The sequence below is a fragment of the Novosphingobium sp. AAP1 genome, from assembly GCF_001295765.1.
GTDB lineage: Bacteria > Pseudomonadota > Alphaproteobacteria > Sphingomonadales > Sphingomonadaceae > Novosphingobium > Novosphingobium capsulatum.
Genome location: NZ_LJHO01000006.1, coordinates 170,122 through 188,229, shown reverse-complemented (window position 1 = coordinate 188,229; position 18,108 = coordinate 170,122). Strand labels below are relative to the sequence as shown.

Sequence of the window (18,108 nt, the reverse complement as noted above, 5' to 3'; positions counted from 1 at the left end):
GTTGTCCCGATGCGCGCCCTGCTGCTTCCCCTCATCCTGGCAAGCGCCGCTGCGCCGTTGCACGCCCAGCCGGCTTCACCGGCACCCGCGCAAACCGCCCGGCACGCGCTGGCAGCGCCGGTGATCACCCACCACAAGGGCACGTTCGGCGGGCAGACCCTGGCCTATACCGCGCAGGTGGAGGCGACCGAGGTGAAGACCGTGGATGGCGCGGCCCGCCTTGTCAGCTTTGCCTATCTGCGCGATGGCGCCAACCCTGCCACGCGGCCGGTGCTGTTCGCGTTCAACGGCGGGCCGATCGTGGCCTCGGCCTATGTCCACGTCGGCGGCCTCGGCCCACGCCGCGCCACTTTCCCCGATGACATCGCCGCCGATCCGGCCAAAGTCACCCTGGCAGACAATCCCGCTTCGCCACTCGACGCCGCAGACCTGGTCTTCGTCGATCCCGCGTCCACCGGGTTCAGCACCGTGGCGCCGGGTACCGATCCCCATGCGTTCTGGTCGGTGCGCGCCGATGCTGCGCAAGTTGCCGCATTCATCCGCGCCTGGCTGGCCGCCCACGGGCGAACCGGCGCGCCGGTCTATGTGCTGGGCGAAAGCTATGGCACCAACCGCGCCTGCGAAATCGCGCGGCAATTGGCGCAGGGCCCCGATCCGCTGCCGCTGGCCGGCGTGGTGCTCTATGGCCAGGCGGCCAATATCATCGAATATGCCCAGCGCCCCGCCAATGTCACCAGCTATGTCGCCTCGCTGCCCACCCTGGCGGCGATCGCGTGGTATCATGGCCGGGCCGATCGGCAGGACCCGGCATTCCGGGGCATGGACCTGCCCGCTTTCCTCGCCGCCGCGCGCGCCTTTGCCAAAGGCGATTACCTGACCGTGCTCTATCAGGGCAGCGGCGCGCCGCTGGCCGATCGCGCCCGTGTTGCCGCGCGGCTGGCCGCGTTCACCGGCATCCCGGCCGCCTGGTACCTGGCGCACGACTTGCGCATATCCAAGGAACGCTATCGCGTCGAACTGCTCAAGGACAAGGGCCTCGTGCTGGGCCGCATGGACGCGCGCTATACCATGGCCGCGCCCGCGCAGGGCGGCGCGCCCGATGCGTCGGAAGCAATTACCGATACCCTGGCCCGCCTGTTCGAGCGCTACCGCCACGACGAACTCAAAGTGGCGGAAACGCAGCCCTATGTCCTGTCCGCTCCCGTCGAAGGGTTTGACCAGTGGGGCTGGGGATCGGGCACCAGTCCCTTTGCCGATTGGCCCTATTACCAGGGCATCACCGCGATGATGGCGGCCAACCCGCGCTTCCAGGTGCTGGTCGCCAACGGCTATTACGATACCCAGACCACGATGGGCGGGGCCGAGCTGCTCGCCACGCAATCGGGCTGGGACCCGCAGCGCGTGACCTTGCGCTATTACGACGGGGGCCACACCGGCTATTCGGTGGCAGCCACGGCCCAGGCCCTGGGGAATGACATCCGCATGCTGATCAGCAAGACTGCTCCTGCTCAAACCGGGCAGGCGCCGCGATGAGCCGCGCCCTGCTCCCGCTCGCCCTCGCTCTCGCAGCGGCGCCACATGCGGCGCAAGCGGCGGACGAGAACCTCGTCATCGTCTCCAACGGCGAAACCGTCGGCTCGCTCAAGATCCACACCCAGGGCAACCGCGTGGCCGTGGACTACCGCGTGGACGACAATGGCCGCGGGCCCAAGCATCACGAGGAGCTGGTGCTCGATCCCTCGGGCGTGCCAACCAGCTGGACGATCCATGGCACCTCGCTGATGGGCGGCACGGTGGATGAAAGCTATGCCTACGCCGGGCAGGTGGCGCGCTGGAAAAGCCAGGCCGACGCCGGCAGCCAGGCCTTTGCCCGCCCGCCGCTCTATATCGCCAACGATGACAGCCCCTATGCCCTGGCGCTCTATGCCCGCGCGGCGATGGGGCGGCCAGACCATTGCCTGGCCGTGCTGCCCTCGGGCCGGGTCTGCGCGCAGGCGGTGCGCACGTTCGCGCTGGGCAGTGGCAAGGCGGCCCTGCCGGTCACTGCCTGGCGCATCACCGGAGTGCAGCTCAACCCCGGCTATGTCCTGCTCGACCAGGCTGGGCAGTTGGCCGGCGTGTTCGGCCCCGGCGCCGATGGCACCACGATCCGCGCCGGCCATGAGGCGCAAGTGCCGATGCTCGCCAAGCTGGCGACCGAGCTGGAAACGGCGCGCGCGCTGGCCCTGCAACAGCAACTGGCGCACCGCTTTGCCACGCCGCTGCGCATCCGCAACGTGCATGTGTTCGATCCGGTCAGCGGCACCCGCTCTGCCCTGTCGACCGTGGTGGTGATGCGCGACACGATCACCCAGGTCTTGCCCGAAGACCCAGGCGCGCCTGATCCCGCCGACGAGACGGTGATCGATGGCCAGGGCGGCACGGTCTATCCCGGGCTGCACGACATGCATTCGCATGCCACGCTGCCCTCCGGCCTGCTCTATCTGGCCGCTGGCGTTACCGCCACGCGCGACATGGGCAACGACAATGCCTTCCTGCAAGACCTGATCACCCGCGTCGATGCCGGGCAGGTGGCCTGGCCGCGCATCGTGCCCAATGGCTTTATCGAGGGGCGCAGCCCCTATTCGGCGCGCTTCGGCTTCATTCCCGTCAGCGTGGACGAAGCACTCAAGGACGTGCGTTGGTACGCGGCGCGCGGCTATGCCGAAATCAAGATCTACAACTCGATGAACCCCGATTGGGTGGCGCCGATCGCGGCAGAGGCACACCGCCTCGGCCTGAAAGTGACCGGCCATGTCCCAGCGTTCGACACGCCCGACCGGGTGATTGCCGATGGCTATGATTCCATTGCCCATGTCAACCAGCTGATGCTCGGCTGGATCTTGCGGCCGGGCGAAGACAGCCGCACGCCCCTGCGCCTGACAGCCATGGCCCGCGCCGGCAGCCTCGATCTTGCCGCGCCCGCCGTGCAGCATACCGTGGGGCTGATGCAGCAGCATTATGTCGCGCTCGATACCACCGCCTCGATCCTGGAACAGTTGATGCTCAGCCGCGCCGGGCATGTCCCGCCGGGGCAGGAGGATTTCCTCGGCCACATGCCGATCGGCTTCCAGCGCTATCGCAAGCGTTCGTTCGTCAGCGTGCCCGATGCCGCCACCGATGCCGCCTATCACAGTGGCTTTGCCAAAGTGCTGGAAACCATCGGCATGTTGCACCGCGCCGGGATCGTCCTGTTGCCTGGGACTGATGAAGCGACCGGCTTTGCCGTGCAGCGCGAGCTGGAGCTTTATGTGCAGGCCGGCCTTACCCCAGCAGAGGCGCTGCGCACGGGCACGCTGGATGCCGAGCGCTTTTTCGGGCGCGAGGGGCAACTGGGCACGATCGCGCGGGGCAAGCTGGCCGATCTGGTGCTGGTGCCGGGTAATCCGGTGGAAGACATCGCCGCCATCCGCCGCCCGCGCCTGGTGCTGCGCGGCGGGGTCGCCTATTTCCCAAGCGAGATTTACACCGCGCTGGGCATTGCCCCGTTCACCACGCCACCGCCGCTTCACCCCGCCAAGGAAGCCCTGGCCAGCCAGGACGCCGGGCTCACCGCCCGGTCCGCCTTTGGATACGAGATTGCCGACCATGCCGATTGACCGTCTGATCCTGGCCGCTGCCCTGGCGCTCGCCCCGCTCGCCCCGCTCGCCGCCCCGCTGCCCGCGCAGGCTCAGGACGCCGGCCCACGCGCTTTCATCACCAAGGGCCAGGGCACCTTCGGCACCACGCGCATGGCCTATGTGGCGGCGGAAGAGGAATTCATCCTGCGCAGCCCCGATGGCAAGGCGGCCGCCAGCGTCTTTGCCACCAGCTATCTGAAAGCCGGCGGGAAGACCGCAAAACCCGATGCCAGCCGGCCCGTGCTGTTCGTGTTCAACGGCGGGCCCGGCTCGGCTTCGCTGTGGTTGCACATGGGCCTGCTGGGCCCGCAGCGCATCGATTTCGACGATCCCGATCATCCCCAGACCACTGCTCCGTTCCACACCGTGGCCAATGCCGACAGCCCGCTCGACGTGGCAGACCTGGTGCTGATCGATCCGCCCGGCACCGGTTACAGCCGCATCCTGGCCGATGGCACCCCGGCCATGTTCTATGGCGTGGAGCAGGATGCGGTGGCCACGGTGCAGGTGATGGAACAGTGGCTGGCCCGCCATGGCCGGATGAACGCGCCCAAATACATCCTGTCGGAAAGCTATGGCACGGTGCGTGCGGCGGTGGTGGCGCGGCTCTTGGCCGGCGGCCCCACCCAGACCGGGCAGATGGACGGCATCAGCTTGAACGGCGTGATCCTGCTGGGCCAGGCGATGGACATGGCCCATGGCGCGGCGGGCGACGATCGCGGCTATCTTGGCATTCTGCCCAGCCTGGCGGCCACGGCATGCCATTTCCACAAGGTGGCGCCTGGCTGCACCCCGCAGGGCCAGGTCGATGCGGCGCAGGCCTTTGTCGATGACACCTATCTCGGCGCGCTGCATGCCGGGTCGCGCCTCGATCCCGCGCGCCGCGCCGCCGTGGCACACGCCATGGCGCGCCTTGTCGGCCTGCCCGCCGAAACGATCCTGGCCAACGACCTGCGCCTGTCGGGCGCGGCCTTTGCCCGCCTGCTGCTGGCGTCCGAGGGACGGCGCACCGGGCTCTATGATGCGCGTTTCACCCTGCCGCTCGCCGCCGCCGGGCCAGACCCGGTGGCCGATGACCCGGCCATGGCGCAATATGTGCCGGGCTTTGTCGCCGCGTGGGACGCCTATGCCCGCGACACGCTCAAGATCGACCTGCCCCAGCCCTACAAGGCGATTGCCTTTCGCGATGTGAACGGGGCGTGGGATTATGGGTCATCGCCCAGCAACTATGCCACCGATCTTGCCACGGCGATGAACCGCAACCCGGCGCTGCGCGTCCTGGTCGGCACCGGGCTCTATGATCTTGTCACGCCACTGGGGACGGCAAGCGATACCATGGCCCATTCGGGTGCGCCGGCAGACCGCGTCGCTTTCCGCACCTATCCCGCCGGGCACATGGCCTATCTGGGCCGCGATGCTCGGCAGGCCCTGGCTGCAGACTTGCGCGCCTTCATCACGGGCAGCCTGCGATGAGCGCGCCGGCAACCCCGATCCAGCTCGGCAAATCGGTGGGCCTGGTCGGTGTCGTCACGTTTGGCGCGGGCACCGCGATCGGGGTCTCGATCTTCACGATCCTGGGACCGACCGCGCAAGTCGCCGGGGCGGGCCTGTTGCCGGCGATCGGCCTGGCCGCGTTGCCGATGCTGATCTTTGCCCTGGCCTATGCCTATCTCGGTTCGGCCCTGCCGGTATCGGGCGCATCGTATGAATGGCCGCGCCGCTTCATCCACCCGGCGGTGGGCTTTCTCATCGCCTGGATGCGCATCGTGGCCAACGTCGGCGCCATGGCGATCCTGAGCCAGGTACTGGTCGGCTATCTCGGCATGGTCGTGCCGCTGCCGCCCCTGCCTGCCATGGCGGCACTGATCACGCTGGTCTTTGCGCTCAACTATCGCGGCGTTGCCCTGGCGGCCAAGGCGCAGACCGCGCTCATGGCCCTGCTGCTGGTGGTGCTGGCGCTGCTGGTCGCGCTTGGCCTGCCGCATGTGCGCGTGGCCACGATGGGCGCGCCGCTCTCGGTGCCGCTGCCCCAGGTGCTTGCTGCCGTGCCGCTGATGATCAGCCTGTTCCTGGGCATCGAAAGCGCGGTGGAAATCGGCGAAGAAGTGCGCAATCCCGCCCGCACCATGCCCTTGGGCATCGCGCTGGCGATTGCGCTGACGGCGCTGGTCTATGGCGCCGTGGCGGCCACGGCGCTGGGCCTGGTCGGCCCGGCCGGATTGGCCGCCAGCAAGGCGCCGCTGCTCGACGCCGCGCGCGTGGTAATGGGCAGCCCGGCCGCCACGATACTGATCGTGGGCGCCGCCACGCTCTCCATCGTCAAGTCGATGAACGCGCTGGCGCTGACCTTTTCGCGCAGCCTCTTTGCCATGGGGCGCAGCGGCGCGCTGCCCACCGCACTTGGCCGCGTCCACCCGCGCTTTGCCACGCCCCACGTGGCCGTCCTGCTGGCCTGGGCCTGTGCCATGGCCGGCATGCTCCTGCCGCAAAGCCTGGTGTTCCTGCTGCTCGCGGTCAATCTGCCGACCATGCTCAAATACGCGGCCTGTTCGTGGTCGGCCACGGTGGTTGCCCGCCATCACCCCGAAATCCATGCCCGCGCGGCGCTGGGCATGGCGCCGGCCACGGTCACGCTGATCGGCCTGGCCGGCGTGGTGGCGGCGCTGGCCATTGCGGCGTTTGGCGTGGAAGCCGATCCGCGCCCCTATCTGCTGGTGGGCGGCTGGCTGGTCCTGGGGCTGGCCTGGTGGTTCGCGTTCGCGCGCAGGAGCTGATCGATGACCGCGCGCATGGCCCGGCGGCCGGGGGCATCGGCAAAGACCGAATGCCCTGCCGGCAAGGCCACCAGCCGCGCCCGTGATCGCGGCAGCCAGGCATGGCGCAGCGCGTCGCGCGTCGCCATCAGCGGCACGGCCATATCGTAATAGCCCCCCACCAGCGTCACCTCGAGGGCAGGATGGTCGGTCATGGCCTGGGCCAGGTTGCCCAGCAGATCGGGGCGGCGATCGGCCTCATCCCCGTCCGCCCCCTCCATGCGCGGCCAGCGCCACTGGAAATTGACGTCCAGCGTGAGCGAGACATAGTCGCGCGTGGTGTGCACACCCAGTTCGCGGCGCAGGTAATCGCCCAGCGCGGCAGACACGATCACATTGCTCGCGCCCAGCCCCAGCGCGGGATCGCTGGCCGCCGATGGCCGCCCGGCCACCTGCGCCGGACGCGGCGCGGCGATGCGACTGTCGAGCCGGCCCACCACCTGGCCCTTGCTGGCCAGCAGCGCGGCGCGAAACATCTCCACGTCCACCCGCAGGCGTGCAGCGCGGATCGTGGCGGGTGGCAGGCCGATCAGCCGCGCCATCTGCATCGCCACGCGGGCCTCCTCTGCCGGGGCCAGGGCGCTGCCCACCAGCAGGGCGCGGGCATAGGGGCCAGCGGCAAAGGCAGCCGCGCGCGCTTCCACGCGCGCCGGGGGAAGGCCGGCAAGCGCACTCTTGCCATGGGCCGCTGCGGCCACGGCCATGGCCGGCAGTGCCTCGACCAGTTCGCTGTCCCCCTGCGGCCCGATCGCCAGGGCGGGAGACAGCAGGACCAGCCCAGCCAGGTTCACGCCCTTGAGCAAGGGCAGCATCGCCGCCGCACGGGTGCCGCCATAGCTTTCCCCCACCACGATGACCGGCGCACCCGCGCGGCCATGCGCGGTAAGCCAGCCGGTGATCGCCTGGGCCATGGCGCGCGCATCACCGGCCACGCTCCAGAACGGGGCACCGCCGCCAGGCGTGAGCGGGCGGCTGAACCCGGTGCCTACCGGATCGACGAATACCAGGTCGGCCCGATCGAGCGGGGTCTCGGCGTTGTCGACCAGGCCAGCGCCATCGCGCCGGCGCGGCCCCATGGCGTCGATATGCAACGGAGAGGAGGAAGCACCTGGCCCGCCGTTGAACGCAAAGATCACCGGCCGCATGGCATCGGCCGTGCCGCTGCGCAGATAGGCGATCGTGGAAATCGTGGCCGCCGGTTGCCCATCCGGCCCACGCAGCACCTGCTGCTCAAACACGGCGTCATAGTCCAGCCGCCCGGCGGGCGTGGCCAAGGCGTGATGGCTCGTCGCCGGGGCAATCGGGCCATCCTGTGCGGGCGCAAGTGCGGGCGCAGCGGCCAGCAAAAGCGGCGCCAGCGTCAGGGCCGCGGCATTCACCGGCATGCCCCGGCAGGCGCCGCCGCCCGGTGCCCCGCTGGCGCAGCTCGTTGCCATTGCCAGCCATCGACATGCCCATGGGGCGTATCCCACTGCGCCGCCACGCGGGCAAAGCACGGGCCAAAGGCATCGGGGAGCGGATCGAGCGTGTCCGTGCCATCCAGGATCAGGCGCTTGAAGCGATCGCGCTCGCCCTCGTCGCCCAGCTCGCGCACGATCGCCGCCAGCCAGGCCTCGGTATCGAACCGCACGCCCTGCTCGCGCGACAGGAACAGCGGGAACAGCACGCTTTCGAGCGTGCGCTGGCCCTGGCTATGGGCGCGGATGCGCGCGTCCAGATCGTGGAAATACATCGCCGCGCGGTAATAGACGATGTGGCGCACCTCTTCATCGCCAAAGCCGATCTTGACCACATCGGCCGCCGCCATGTTGCGCGCCTTGCTGGTGAAGTAGCGCCGCGCCAGCTGGTTGACCGCCGCGAGATAGGCATCGGCGCTTTCAAAGCCGCCGCGCCATTGCAGATCGTCTTCGTAAAAGGTGGTCAGCCCTTCGGAAAACCAGCTGGAAATGCCGCTGGGTGCGTCGATCTGACCGGTCCACTGGTGGATCATCTCGTGAAAGAACAGGGAACTGGGCATTTCGCTCTGTTCACCCGGCGCCAGCGGACCGCGCGAGAGCATGAACGACTGATCCAGCGCGGTGCCACCGCCATAGGGCGCCGCGTCGCGGAACTGCACGAAGATGCGATAGGCGCGCTGGCCTTTCAGGTGGGGGAAATACCCTTGCAGATAGCGGTGCGCCGCCCCGGCCCGCGCCAGCGCCGTGGGCACATCGAACACCGGCTGGCCCAGCCAGGTCCCGGCAAAGCCGTCGCGCGTGCCGGTCGCCGGCCAGTGGCCCAGCGGCCCGGCCATGAACCAGCTATCGGCCAGCGCCTGCGCGCCACCGGGCACCACCACGTCGCCCGCGCCATAGGAGATCGCCGCGCTCGCGCCCTTGGCCATGGCCGAAAGATCCCAGTGCAATCGCGCGGGTAGCGCATCGCGGTTTTCCGGCAGCAGCAGGAACCCGCCGCCCGATGCAGCGAGGCCCCCGCCCACCGCGCGCAGGCCAAAGGCCGGCCCGCCGGGCCCACCCGCCGGCATCACGGCGGCGCGATAGCGGATTGCCACTTGCCCCTGCACCGTGCGGGTGGCGCGCCAGTGCCGATACCATGGGAATCCGCCTTTGACCGGCGCATCCTCGCTCACGGCCAAGGGCACTGGCCCCCGCGCGTCGGTAACAGCCAGGCCGCTGAGCCGGTCGGCCACGCCCGGCGCACCGGGATAGACCACCGGCGCTGCCAGCAAGAGCGTGCCGTCTGCCGGCGCGGGCAAGTCCATCGCCACGGCCACCCCCGCCACCGCGCCATCGGCCATGTCGGGCCGCAGCGTGACGGCAAGCTGGTCTGGCTGGCGCGGCGCCGTGCCCATGGTCAGGGCAGCAGCCAGGGGCAGCAGGGCCCGGATGGAAAGCACGGTTTGAAACTGGGGCATCGCGGCGCTCGCTATGATGATGCTGCGCAGCCTAGCGTAGCGGCCCGGGCAGTGCGTGTCTTTCGCGCGCCCATCCTGGACGTGGGCGACATAGATTATGCGGCAAGTGCCAGCGATGCAGGTGAATCGCGCCAGGGGCCAGGGCACGGCTCACACCCCGCAAGCACGCTTTCACGCATAAATATAATCGGCAGCCGGTCAGCCCACGCCATATCCAAATAAAAATTCCCGCTCCGTTGTGGTGTTCTTGCCGATAACGAACCAACCAGAACATGAGGGCATCCATGCAGACCAACACCACCGGCGCGTTCCGCCGTCGATCCGCCCTGGCCCTGACCCTGGCGCCGATTCTGTCCGGCGGCCTGGCCCTGGGTGCCCATGCGCAGACCGCCACGCCGGTCGCGCCGCAGGCCAGCACAGAAGAGCCGGGCGATACGATCATCGTCACCGCACTCAAGACCAGCCAGCGCCTGATCGATGTGCCTGCCCCGGTCACCGCGCTGTCGGCCAACACGCTCACCGAGCAGAACCTGACCAACATCCGGGACTACTTCAACCGCATCCCCGGCCTGCAGTATTCCGGCCAGGCCGTGCACAGCCTGTCGCTGCGCGGCATTACCACCGGCGGGGCCACCAATCCCACGCTGGCCGTGCTGGTTGACGATGTGCCCTTCGGTTCGGCCACCGCCAACGGCGATACCGACATTCCCGATTTCGACCCGGCGATCCTTTCGCGCATCGAAGTGCTGCGCGGCCCCCAGGGCACGCTCTATGGTGCGGCCAGCCTGGGCGGCATCATCAAGTACGTGACGCAAGACCCCAGCACCACGCAATTTACCGGGCGGGTGGAAGCGGGCGTTTCCACCGTGGCCCATGGCGGCCAGGGCAATTCGCTGCGTGGCTCGCTCAACGTGCCGCTGATCAAGGACCGCGTCGCGCTGGCGGTCAGCGGCTTCTATCGCCGCGATCCGGCTTGGGTGGACAACACCGACAGCAACACCGGGCAATTCCTGGCCAATGCCAACCACCAGCGCCAATGGGGCGGCCGCGCCGCGCTGCTGCTGCGCCCGGTGGATAACCTGACGATCACGCTCAGCGCCATTCGCCAGCGCCTGCGCACCGAGAACAGCGGGTTGGTCGATTTCAAGTCCGACACCAATTTCAACAGCGTCAACGCCGATCCCTATTCGGTCACCCGCGTGCTGGGCCAGCCCAGCCGCAGCCAGTTCGATGTCTATTCGGCGCGCGCCGTGCTCGATCTGGGCAAAGTCCAGGTCACCTCGGTCACCGGCTGGAACGTCAACGAATCCGTGCCCTACCAGGATCTCACCAGCATCTTCGGCGGTTTGCTCGGCCGCTATTACCCCGGCCTGTCGTCGGTGTTCCTGACCAATTCGCACCGCGCCACCCGCTTCTCGCAAGAACTGCGCCTCTCGGGCAGCAGCACGGCACTCGACTGGATGCTCGGCGGGTTCTATTCGGTCGAGCACGCCAATATTTCGCAAACCATGCTGCTGATGAACGCCAGTGGCAGCCTGATCGACACGCCGTATGTCGGCGCCGGGCCTTCCACCTATCGTGAACTGGCGGCGTTCGGCACGGTGACCGGGCACCTTGCGCCCGGCCTCGATCTGCAAGTGGGCGGCCGCTATGCCCACAACAAGCAGGACAACCTTTCCACCGTCGCCACCACGGGCGTCGCGCAATACATCTTCGGCTTTTCCAGCAGCGAAGAACACCGCACCTCGGAAAGCCCGTTCACCTGGCTGGTTTCGCCCAGCTGGCACATCACGCGCGACGTGATGGTCTATGCGCGCGTTGCCAATGGCTATCGCCCCGGTGGCACCAATACCCTGGCCGATGGCGTACCTGGCACCTATCGCTCTGACCGCGTGGTCAACTATGAAGCGGGCGCCAAGGGTTCGGTGCTGGAGGGCAAGCTCGATTTCGACCTGTCGGTGTTCCAGATCGACTGGAGCCGCATCCAGTTGCAGAACACCTCGGCCAACGAGCTGACGTTCACCACCAACGGCGCCAAGGCGCGCAGCCGGGGCGTGGAACTGGCCGGAACGGTGCGGCCTTGGACCGGCGGCGCGATCAGCGGCAACGCCACGTTCACCGATGCCGTGCTGACCCAGGCGCTGCCGGCGGCCACCGATGGCGGTTCCGCGCTGGTTGGCGCCAAGGGCGATCGCCTGCCCAACTCGGCGCGGTTCACTGCCAATATCGGGCTCGATCAGAAAGTGCGCCTGGGTGAAGGCGTCAGCGGCTCGCTGGGCGTGAACTATGCCTGGACGGGCAAGCGGCCGGGCGATTTCCTCAACAACCTCGCCGCGGCCGGCCGCGAACGCCAGATGCTGCCCAGCTATGGCCAGCTCGACGTGCGCGCCGGTGTCACGCTCGATGCTGGGTGGAGCGTCAACATCTTTGCGCGCAACCTGACCGACGAACGCGCCGTGCTCTATGCGATCAACCGCAACGGCACCACCGCGCCCTATGGCCGCTACATCCCGCCCCGCACGGTCGGCGTGCAGTTTGCCGGTTCCTTCTGAACGGCCAATCCCCCGAAACATTCGGGTCGCAACGGTCCGCTGCCTTCATTCCACGGAGGCAGCGGATTTGCCGTTTCAGGAAGACTGACTTTCCCCGCCCGCATGCACGCGGGCACCCCCTACCCCGCCCGCACGCGCTCCAGCAGCAACTGCGCGGCGGCGATATCCTGCACGGCGTGGCCGAGCGACTTGTAGAGCGTGATATCACGCGCATCGCGGCGTCCGGGTACCTGGCCGAGCAGCACCTCGCCGATCTCGGCCACGATATGGGCGTCGTTCACCACGCCGGCGGCGCGGGCGACCAGGAATTCGGCAGCAGCCTCTAACGCGTTGGCCTTGCTGTCGGCGATATAGCGCGCGGCCGCGACAAGGGCGGTGTCGGCTTCCACCGGGCCGGGCGCGCTCGATCCCACCAGGTTGACGTGCGTGCCGGGCCGCACCCATTGCCCCAGCAGGATCGGCTGGGCAGCGCCGCTCACGGTGCAGATCACATCGGCCTGCGCCACTGCCGCTTGCGCGTCTGGTGCCACGGCCACGGGCAAGCGGTCCTGCCATTGCTGCACCACAGCCGCCGCGCGGGCAGGATCGCGGCCCCAGATCAGGATGCGCTCAAAACGATGGACCAGCGGCAGCGCGGCCAGGTGGGTATGGGCCTGCCCGCCGGTGCCCATGATCAGCAGCACGCGGGCATCGGCGCGGGCCAGGGCGCGCGTGGCCACGGCCGTCGCCGCGGCGGTGCGTATGTGAGTCACCGCCTCGGCATCGACCACGGCCACGGGATGGCCTTGTGCCGGCTCGAACAGGGTGATCACGCCGCGATGGCTGCGCTGGCCCGGCCGGGCCGGATCGGCGAACACGCTGATCAACTTGGCCCCGAACATGCCATCGTCTGCCAGGCTCGCGGTCATCTGGGCAAAGGTGCGCCCCTCGCCCATGTGGATCATGGTGCGCGGCAATTGTCGCGTTGCGCCGCCCGAAAGCGCGCGCATCGCCGCCTCCATGGCCGCGATGCAGGCAGGATAATCGAGCAGGCGATGCACGCGCTCGCCATCGATGAACACCAGGTCTTGCGCCATCTTGGCCTCTTTCATGCGCGCGGCAGGGCCGCCAGGAACCGGTCTATGTCGGCATCGTCGTTCTGCACCGAAGGCGTCAGGCGAAAACGGTTGGCCGACAGCGTCAGCTTTACCCCCGCCGCCGCCATTGCCGGGCCAATCCTGGCGCGGGCATCGGCGCAGATCGCTGTCACGATCGGGGCGCCGCATTCGGGCGGGGTCATGACCGTATAGCCGCGCCCAGGCAATTCGGCTTTCAGCCGGGCTACCAGCCCTTGCGCATGGGCCTGGATGCGCGCCACGCCCGTGGCCATGATCCAGTCGAGCGAATGGTGCAGTTGCGCGATCACCGCGTGGCTGTGGGTGCCCAGGGCAAAGCGGCCGGTGGCATTGTCGGCAAACGCGTAGTCGGCCACCGCCTGCCCCGGCGGATCGAGCGGATAGATATGCGGCTGGAACGTATCGATGCCGTAGTACCCATAGGCACAGCGCTTGAGGCGCGGCCAGACATCGCGCCGCACATAGAGGAACCCCAGCCCGAAATCGCCCATCAGCCATTTGTACGATGCGCAGGCGGCGAAATCGACGCCGCTGGCTTTCACGTCCACCGGCACGCAGCCGGCGGCATGAATCATGTCGGCATAGACCAGCGCGCCATGGGCATGGGCCAAGTCGCACACCGCTTTGAGGTCATGCTCGAACCCATTGATCGTCGACACTTGCGAAAGTGCCACGAGCCGCGCCCCACCGGCAAGCGCCCTGGCCATATCCTCCATGCGGATGCGGCCATCCACCGCCTGCACCCAGGTGACGTTCACCCCCTGGCGCGCCATTTCTTCGTAAAGCGGGATGGAGCCGAAGAAATGGAGCGCGTCGGTCACCACGCGCGCACCGCCGTTACCCGGCAGGTCCAGGGCGCGCAGCACCATCTGCTCGGCCGCCGTGGTGCTTTGCACATAGGTCACTTCGTCGGCATCGGCGTTGATCAGCCGGGCAAACTTGGCCAGCAGGCCGGCCTCGTCCAGATCATAGCCTTGTGCCGCCGGGTCCAGCCGCCGCTTGGCGAGATATGCCTCAATTGCCGCCTGGCCGCCTAGGCTTAGCGGGTGCTGCGATCCGTTGTCGAGGTAGGCCAGGCTGGTGGGCGCAAAGGCAGCGCGGGCCGGCAGCGTGGTGGCGATTGGCGCGATGACGGTTGGTGCAGTTGCCGCCGCCCCGGCGTGCGCAGCCTGCGGGCCCACTGCCATGCCGGCAGCCACGCCCGCGCCGAGCCCCTGCATCGCCTGGCGCCGCGTCAGCCCCGCGCCCGCCATCGCCTCTTTGCCCTGCCGATATGCCATGGTGCCCTGCATAGCCGCGCGCCGCTGCCAATTCATGCCGTTTCGCAGCGTGTTTGCGCATAACCATGCCGGACAGGGACACAGCGCGGCGTTCATGCAGGATGACCATGCATTTCGTCGATTTAATCTTGTGCTGGCTCAAAACCCAGATAGCCATTGCGCAAATTGCAGGAATTTTCGCATGGCCGAACCGCTCAGCCCGATCGATCTCAAGATTCTCGACCAGATCCAGCAGGATGCCAGCCTTTCCACCACGGAATTGGCTGAAAAGGTGGGCCTTTCCCAATCGCCGTGCTGGCGGCGGCTGCAACGGCTGCGCGAGGAAGGCTATATCAAGGGCCAGGTCGCCCTGCTCGATCGCAAGCAATTGGGCGATGCGATCATTGTTTTCGCCACGCTCAAGATGGCCGCGCTGTCGGACAAGCAGCGCGAGGATTTTCTGCGCAAGATCGAAATCACGCCTGAAATCCTGGAGTGCCACACCATTTTCGGCGAGCGCGACATCCTGATCAAGGTCATCGCGCAATCGCTGGAATGGTATCAGAAATTCATATTCAAGGTGGTGCTCAAGCTGCCCGGCGTGATCGACATCGTGTCTACCGTCACGCTGTCGGAACTCAAGCACACCACAGCCATTCCTGTGCGCGGTTTTGCCAGCGTGTGACGATCCCGGCGTGGTGCCGTGCCCGCGATCCTGCGTTCGAACGGAGAGGGGTCATCGCCGCGCCTGCTGCAACACGGCCATCTGCGCTGCCAATGCCGCCTGGAAAGCAGGGCGCGCCCTGCCGCGTTCGACGTAGGCGGCCAGGTTGGGGTGGGCTGCCACGAGGCCGGGTTCTGGAACATTGCGCAGCACGTCGATCATCAGCAAGTCACCGATCGTGAAGCGATCCTCCAGCCAGTCGCGATCCCCGATCTCCCGTGCCAGTTGCGCCAGCCGCATGACGGCCAAGGGGCGCACCGCGGCCTTGGCTTCGTCTTGCCACGGTTTTCCATCGGCGAAGAAGCGCAGGATGGTCAGCGTGCCGAGAAACGGCTCGATACTGTTGAGCGCCGCGAACGCCCAGCCGATCGCCCGCGCCCGCCCGGCGGGGTCGCGGGGCAGCAGCCGTTCGTCCTTTTCGCCGATGTGGATCAGGATCGCCCCGGATTCAAACAGGGTCAGGCCGTTCTCGCGATAGACTGGAACTTGGCCAAAGGGCTGCTCGGCAAGGTGCTCTGCGGATTTTTCGGTGCCCGCCCCGCCGACAAGACGGACGCGATAGGGCAGGCCGATTTCCTCCAGCGCCCATCGCACCCGCAGATCCTTGACCCGTCCGCGCGCCATGTCGGGCACCCAGTCGTAGGCGGTGATTTCGATGGCGGCTTGCGGATCGATCGGCATGTCAGGCTGCCCCTTGCTGCGTCGCAGCGGCGATAGCACATCTGCGCCGGGATGGCGCCGGATCACGCTACCTGGCGCTATCGACGGTAGAACCATGGGGAATAAAACGGCCCCGTTCCGTTTTGCCGGAACGGGGCCGTGCGAGACGCGTCAGTGGGTTTGCACGGGCTCTGCCGCCGCGTCGCTGGCCAGCATGTCCCGGCCCTTTTCGCCCAGCATCATGCCGATCAGCGCGGCGAGCGGGCCGCCAGCGATGCCGCTGGCTTCGCCGCCGGTGCTGATCTGGATGCGGGGCACGATGTCCACGCCCGACTTTTCCAGCGCGTCGGCCAGGCGCTCCACGATCTGGCGGGTGAGCTGGTTGTGCGCGCCGCCCGATGCCTCTGCCTGGCGGGCAATGGTTTCGGCGGTGGCAAGGCCGGTCTTGGTGATGCGTTCGGCATCGGCCGCGGCCAGGGCGATCATCCGGGCAGCCTCGCCCTCACCGATGATGCGCACGCGCTCGCTTTCGGCCTTGGCCAGGGTGCGGGTCTGCTCGGCCTGCTGCGTGGCTTGGCGCAGGGCGGCCTTGCCTTCGTTTTCGCGCACGATGATCGAGAGTTCCGACTGGGTGATCGCGGTCTGCTGGTTGGCCCGCGCCTCGGCCTCGCGCAGCGCCTTTTCGCCTTCGGCGGCGATCCGCTGCTTTTCATAGGTCGTCACGCGCTCTTCGGCCACCTGGCGTTCGCGCAGCTGTTGCAGCACTTTCTCGATCTGGTCGTTGCCGGCGCTGGCGCGCGGCGTACCGATCAGCACTTCCTGCATTTCCAGGTTGTAGGTGGCAAACTTGGCGCGCATTTCGGCGCCGGCCTGTTCCTGGATGTCGCTGCGTTCCTGCAGCAGTTCGATCAGCGTGCGCTTCTGCGCGATGTTCTTGAAATAGGCCGAGACCATCGGATCGAGCGTCTGTTCGACCAGCTTCTTGATATCGCCAAAGCGCTGCACCACCAGCGGCGCCTTGCGGTAATCGATATGCACCACCACCGACAGCGGCAGGGTGGGTTCGAACGCGTCGCGCGTGATCAGCGAGACTTCCGAGAGGTTTTCGTCGAACTTGTGCTGGCCGATCGTGTCGCTTTCCCATTTCAGGATGAAGTTGGTGGTGGGCACGATCAGGATCTTGCCGGCATAGGTGTTGAACGCATATTTGCCGGGCAGCAGCGGATCGCTCCACACCCCGCGTGACCCGCGCGCGACCAGCTCGCCATGGCGATAATCATCGCCCGAGGTATCGGCCGTGTCATTGCCGGTATAGCTGATCACGACGCCGACATGGCCCACTTCGATCACCGTCTTGGCAACCATTTCCACCGTGGCGAACAGGCGGTTGATGTAATAGCTGCCTTCGACCAGCACCTGCAGCTGGCGCCCGCGCCGGCCACCGGCGGCGATGAACTTCTCCGGGTCCTGGAACGAGTTGTGGAACGTGGCGGCATCGCCCTGCTGCGTGCCCACTTCGGGCGCGATGATGTGATCGGCGCTGAGCGCGGGGCCATCGTGCACGGTGACAATGCCGATCTGGTCGGCCGAATCCTTGATCACCACGGCCTCGAAGCCGCCGCGCCCGGCGATCAGCGTCTGCATCTGGCCGAACAGATCGCCGTCATTGGCATTGAGCATCAGGCCATGGATGCGATCACGCGTGATGATCACGAACTGCGCGGTGTTGATGGCATAAGTGCCCTCGCGCAGGATCGTGCGCTGCGGCCCCTTTTGCCCACCGGCCGAGAGAAACGCGCGCACATCGAGGAAATCAGCGGTCTGGGCATTGCTCGCCAGAGTCTGCGTGGGGCCAAGCGGCGCACCATCGCGGGCAAAGACATAGCCGACCTGCCCCTGCGGAATGGTCACCAGCGACTGGCTGTGGATGCGATACTGGAACGGGAAGAAGAAGTGATAGCCGCCGCGCAGCACATCGGGCTGGAACCCGGCTTCGCCGCGCAGAGCGATCAGCCCGTCGGTGATCGAACCGGCGCCGCTCCACAGCTTTTCGACAATCGCCACGCGATTGTTGCCGACATAGCGCACGCAGCGCGACGCCACGAACAGCACGAAGACGAACACGACGAGCACGGCAGCAGTGCCGAGCATGATGGGATCAAGCATGGATGACATCCTGTGGAGTCTGGATCAGGGGAAACAGCAACCGGGGTGACGCAACCCTCACAGCAGGCCGCACGCATGCCTGCCAACTGCGCCGGCTATCCGGCCCGGCTAGGGCAAGCATGGCGCCCGGCATGGCATACCGGCGTGCGGGAATCGTGCGGATGGGGTGGTGCGGTTGCGCAAGAACGCGCGGCCACTGTCAGGCGTGGTTGATGCCTGGCGCGGACTGTGCGCCGTTAAGGCCG

General features: G+C 67.5%; 12 protein-coding genes. 6 read left to right on the top strand and 6 right to left on the bottom strand.

Going from position 1 to position 18,108, the window contains the following annotated elements:
- Positions 1-9: 9 nt before the first annotated feature.
- From IP65_RS13790 to IP65_RS13775, 4 genes are read left to right on the top strand one after another with little or no spacing between them, the layout of a single operon-like run.
- Positions 10-1,533 (top strand): S10 family peptidase, encoded by a 1,524-nt coding sequence (locus IP65_RS13790; RefSeq protein WP_022677513.1) that lies wholly within the window; start codon positions 10-12, stop codon positions 1,531-1,533.
- Complete coding sequence (locus tag IP65_RS13785; protein WP_054132099.1) at positions 1,530-3,638, top strand: amidohydrolase family protein; 2,109 nt, start codon at positions 1,530-1,532, stop codon at positions 3,636-3,638. The genes IP65_RS13790 and IP65_RS13785 overlap by 4 nt, the downstream gene beginning before the upstream one ends.
- Complete coding sequence (locus IP65_RS13780) at positions 3,628-5,133, top strand: S10 family peptidase (RefSeq protein WP_054132098.1); 1,506 nt, start codon at positions 3,628-3,630, stop codon at positions 5,131-5,133. Before IP65_RS13785 ends, IP65_RS13780 begins: the two co-directional genes overlap by 11 nt.
- Positions 5,130-6,434, top strand: coding sequence for an APC family permease (locus tag IP65_RS13775; protein ID WP_054132097.1), 1,305 nt, complete (start codon positions 5,130-5,132; stop codon positions 6,432-6,434). The genes IP65_RS13780 and IP65_RS13775 overlap by 4 nt, the downstream gene beginning before the upstream one ends.
- Here the strand turns inward: IP65_RS13775 and IP65_RS13770 are convergent.
- The gene (locus IP65_RS13770) at positions 6,365-7,909 is read right to left on the bottom strand and encodes a hypothetical protein (protein WP_054132096.1); all 1,545 of its coding nucleotides are present in this window, start codon (positions 7,907-7,909) and stop codon (positions 6,365-6,367) included. The genes IP65_RS13775 and IP65_RS13770 overlap by 70 nt on opposite strands.
- Positions 7,849-9,387 carry a hypothetical protein gene (locus tag IP65_RS13765; RefSeq protein ID WP_054132095.1) on the bottom strand — a complete coding sequence of 513 codons (1,539 nt, stop codon included), beginning with the start codon at positions 9,385-9,387 and terminating at the stop codon, positions 7,849-7,851. The genes IP65_RS13770 and IP65_RS13765 overlap by 61 nt, the downstream gene beginning before the upstream one ends.
- A 284-nt stretch (positions 9,388-9,671) precedes the next feature.
- Here IP65_RS13765 and IP65_RS13760 point away from each other — a divergent pair, with 284 nt between their 5' ends.
- Positions 9,672-11,939, top strand: a complete 2,268-nt coding sequence (locus tag IP65_RS13760; protein ID WP_054132094.1) for a TonB-dependent receptor — start codon at positions 9,672-9,674, stop codon at positions 11,937-11,939.
- Positions 11,940-12,058: 119 nt separating this feature from the next.
- Here the strand turns inward: IP65_RS13760 and IP65_RS13755 are convergent, their stop codons facing one another.
- Positions 12,059-13,030, bottom strand: coding sequence for an ornithine cyclodeaminase family protein (locus tag IP65_RS13755; RefSeq protein WP_054132093.1), 972 nt, complete (start codon positions 13,028-13,030; stop codon positions 12,059-12,061).
- Positions 13,027-14,334: an aminotransferase class V-fold PLP-dependent enzyme gene (locus IP65_RS13750; RefSeq protein WP_231627717.1), complete on the bottom strand. Its 1,308-nt coding sequence runs from the start codon at positions 14,332-14,334 to the stop codon at positions 13,027-13,029. The genes IP65_RS13755 and IP65_RS13750 overlap by 4 nt, the downstream gene beginning before the upstream one ends.
- Before the next feature lie 181 nt (positions 14,335-14,515).
- Here IP65_RS13750 and IP65_RS13745 point away from each other — a divergent pair, with 181 nt between their 5' ends.
- Positions 14,516-14,998 carry an Lrp/AsnC family transcriptional regulator gene (locus tag IP65_RS13745; protein WP_022678075.1) on the top strand — a complete coding sequence of 161 codons (483 nt, stop codon included), beginning with the start codon at positions 14,516-14,518 and terminating at the stop codon, positions 14,996-14,998.
- A 51-nt stretch (positions 14,999-15,049) separates the two neighbouring features.
- Here IP65_RS13745 and IP65_RS13740 read toward each other — a convergent pair whose 3' ends face one another.
- Positions 15,050-15,718, bottom strand: coding sequence for a glutathione S-transferase family protein (locus tag IP65_RS13740; protein ID WP_028658327.1), 669 nt, complete (start codon positions 15,716-15,718; stop codon positions 15,050-15,052).
- A gap of 150 nt (positions 15,719-15,868) precedes the next feature.
- Positions 15,869-17,863 (bottom strand): SPFH domain-containing protein, encoded by a 1,995-nt coding sequence (locus IP65_RS13735; RefSeq protein ID WP_156306620.1) that lies wholly within the window; start codon positions 17,861-17,863, stop codon positions 15,869-15,871.
- Between the last annotated feature and the right edge of the window lie 245 nt (positions 17,864-18,108).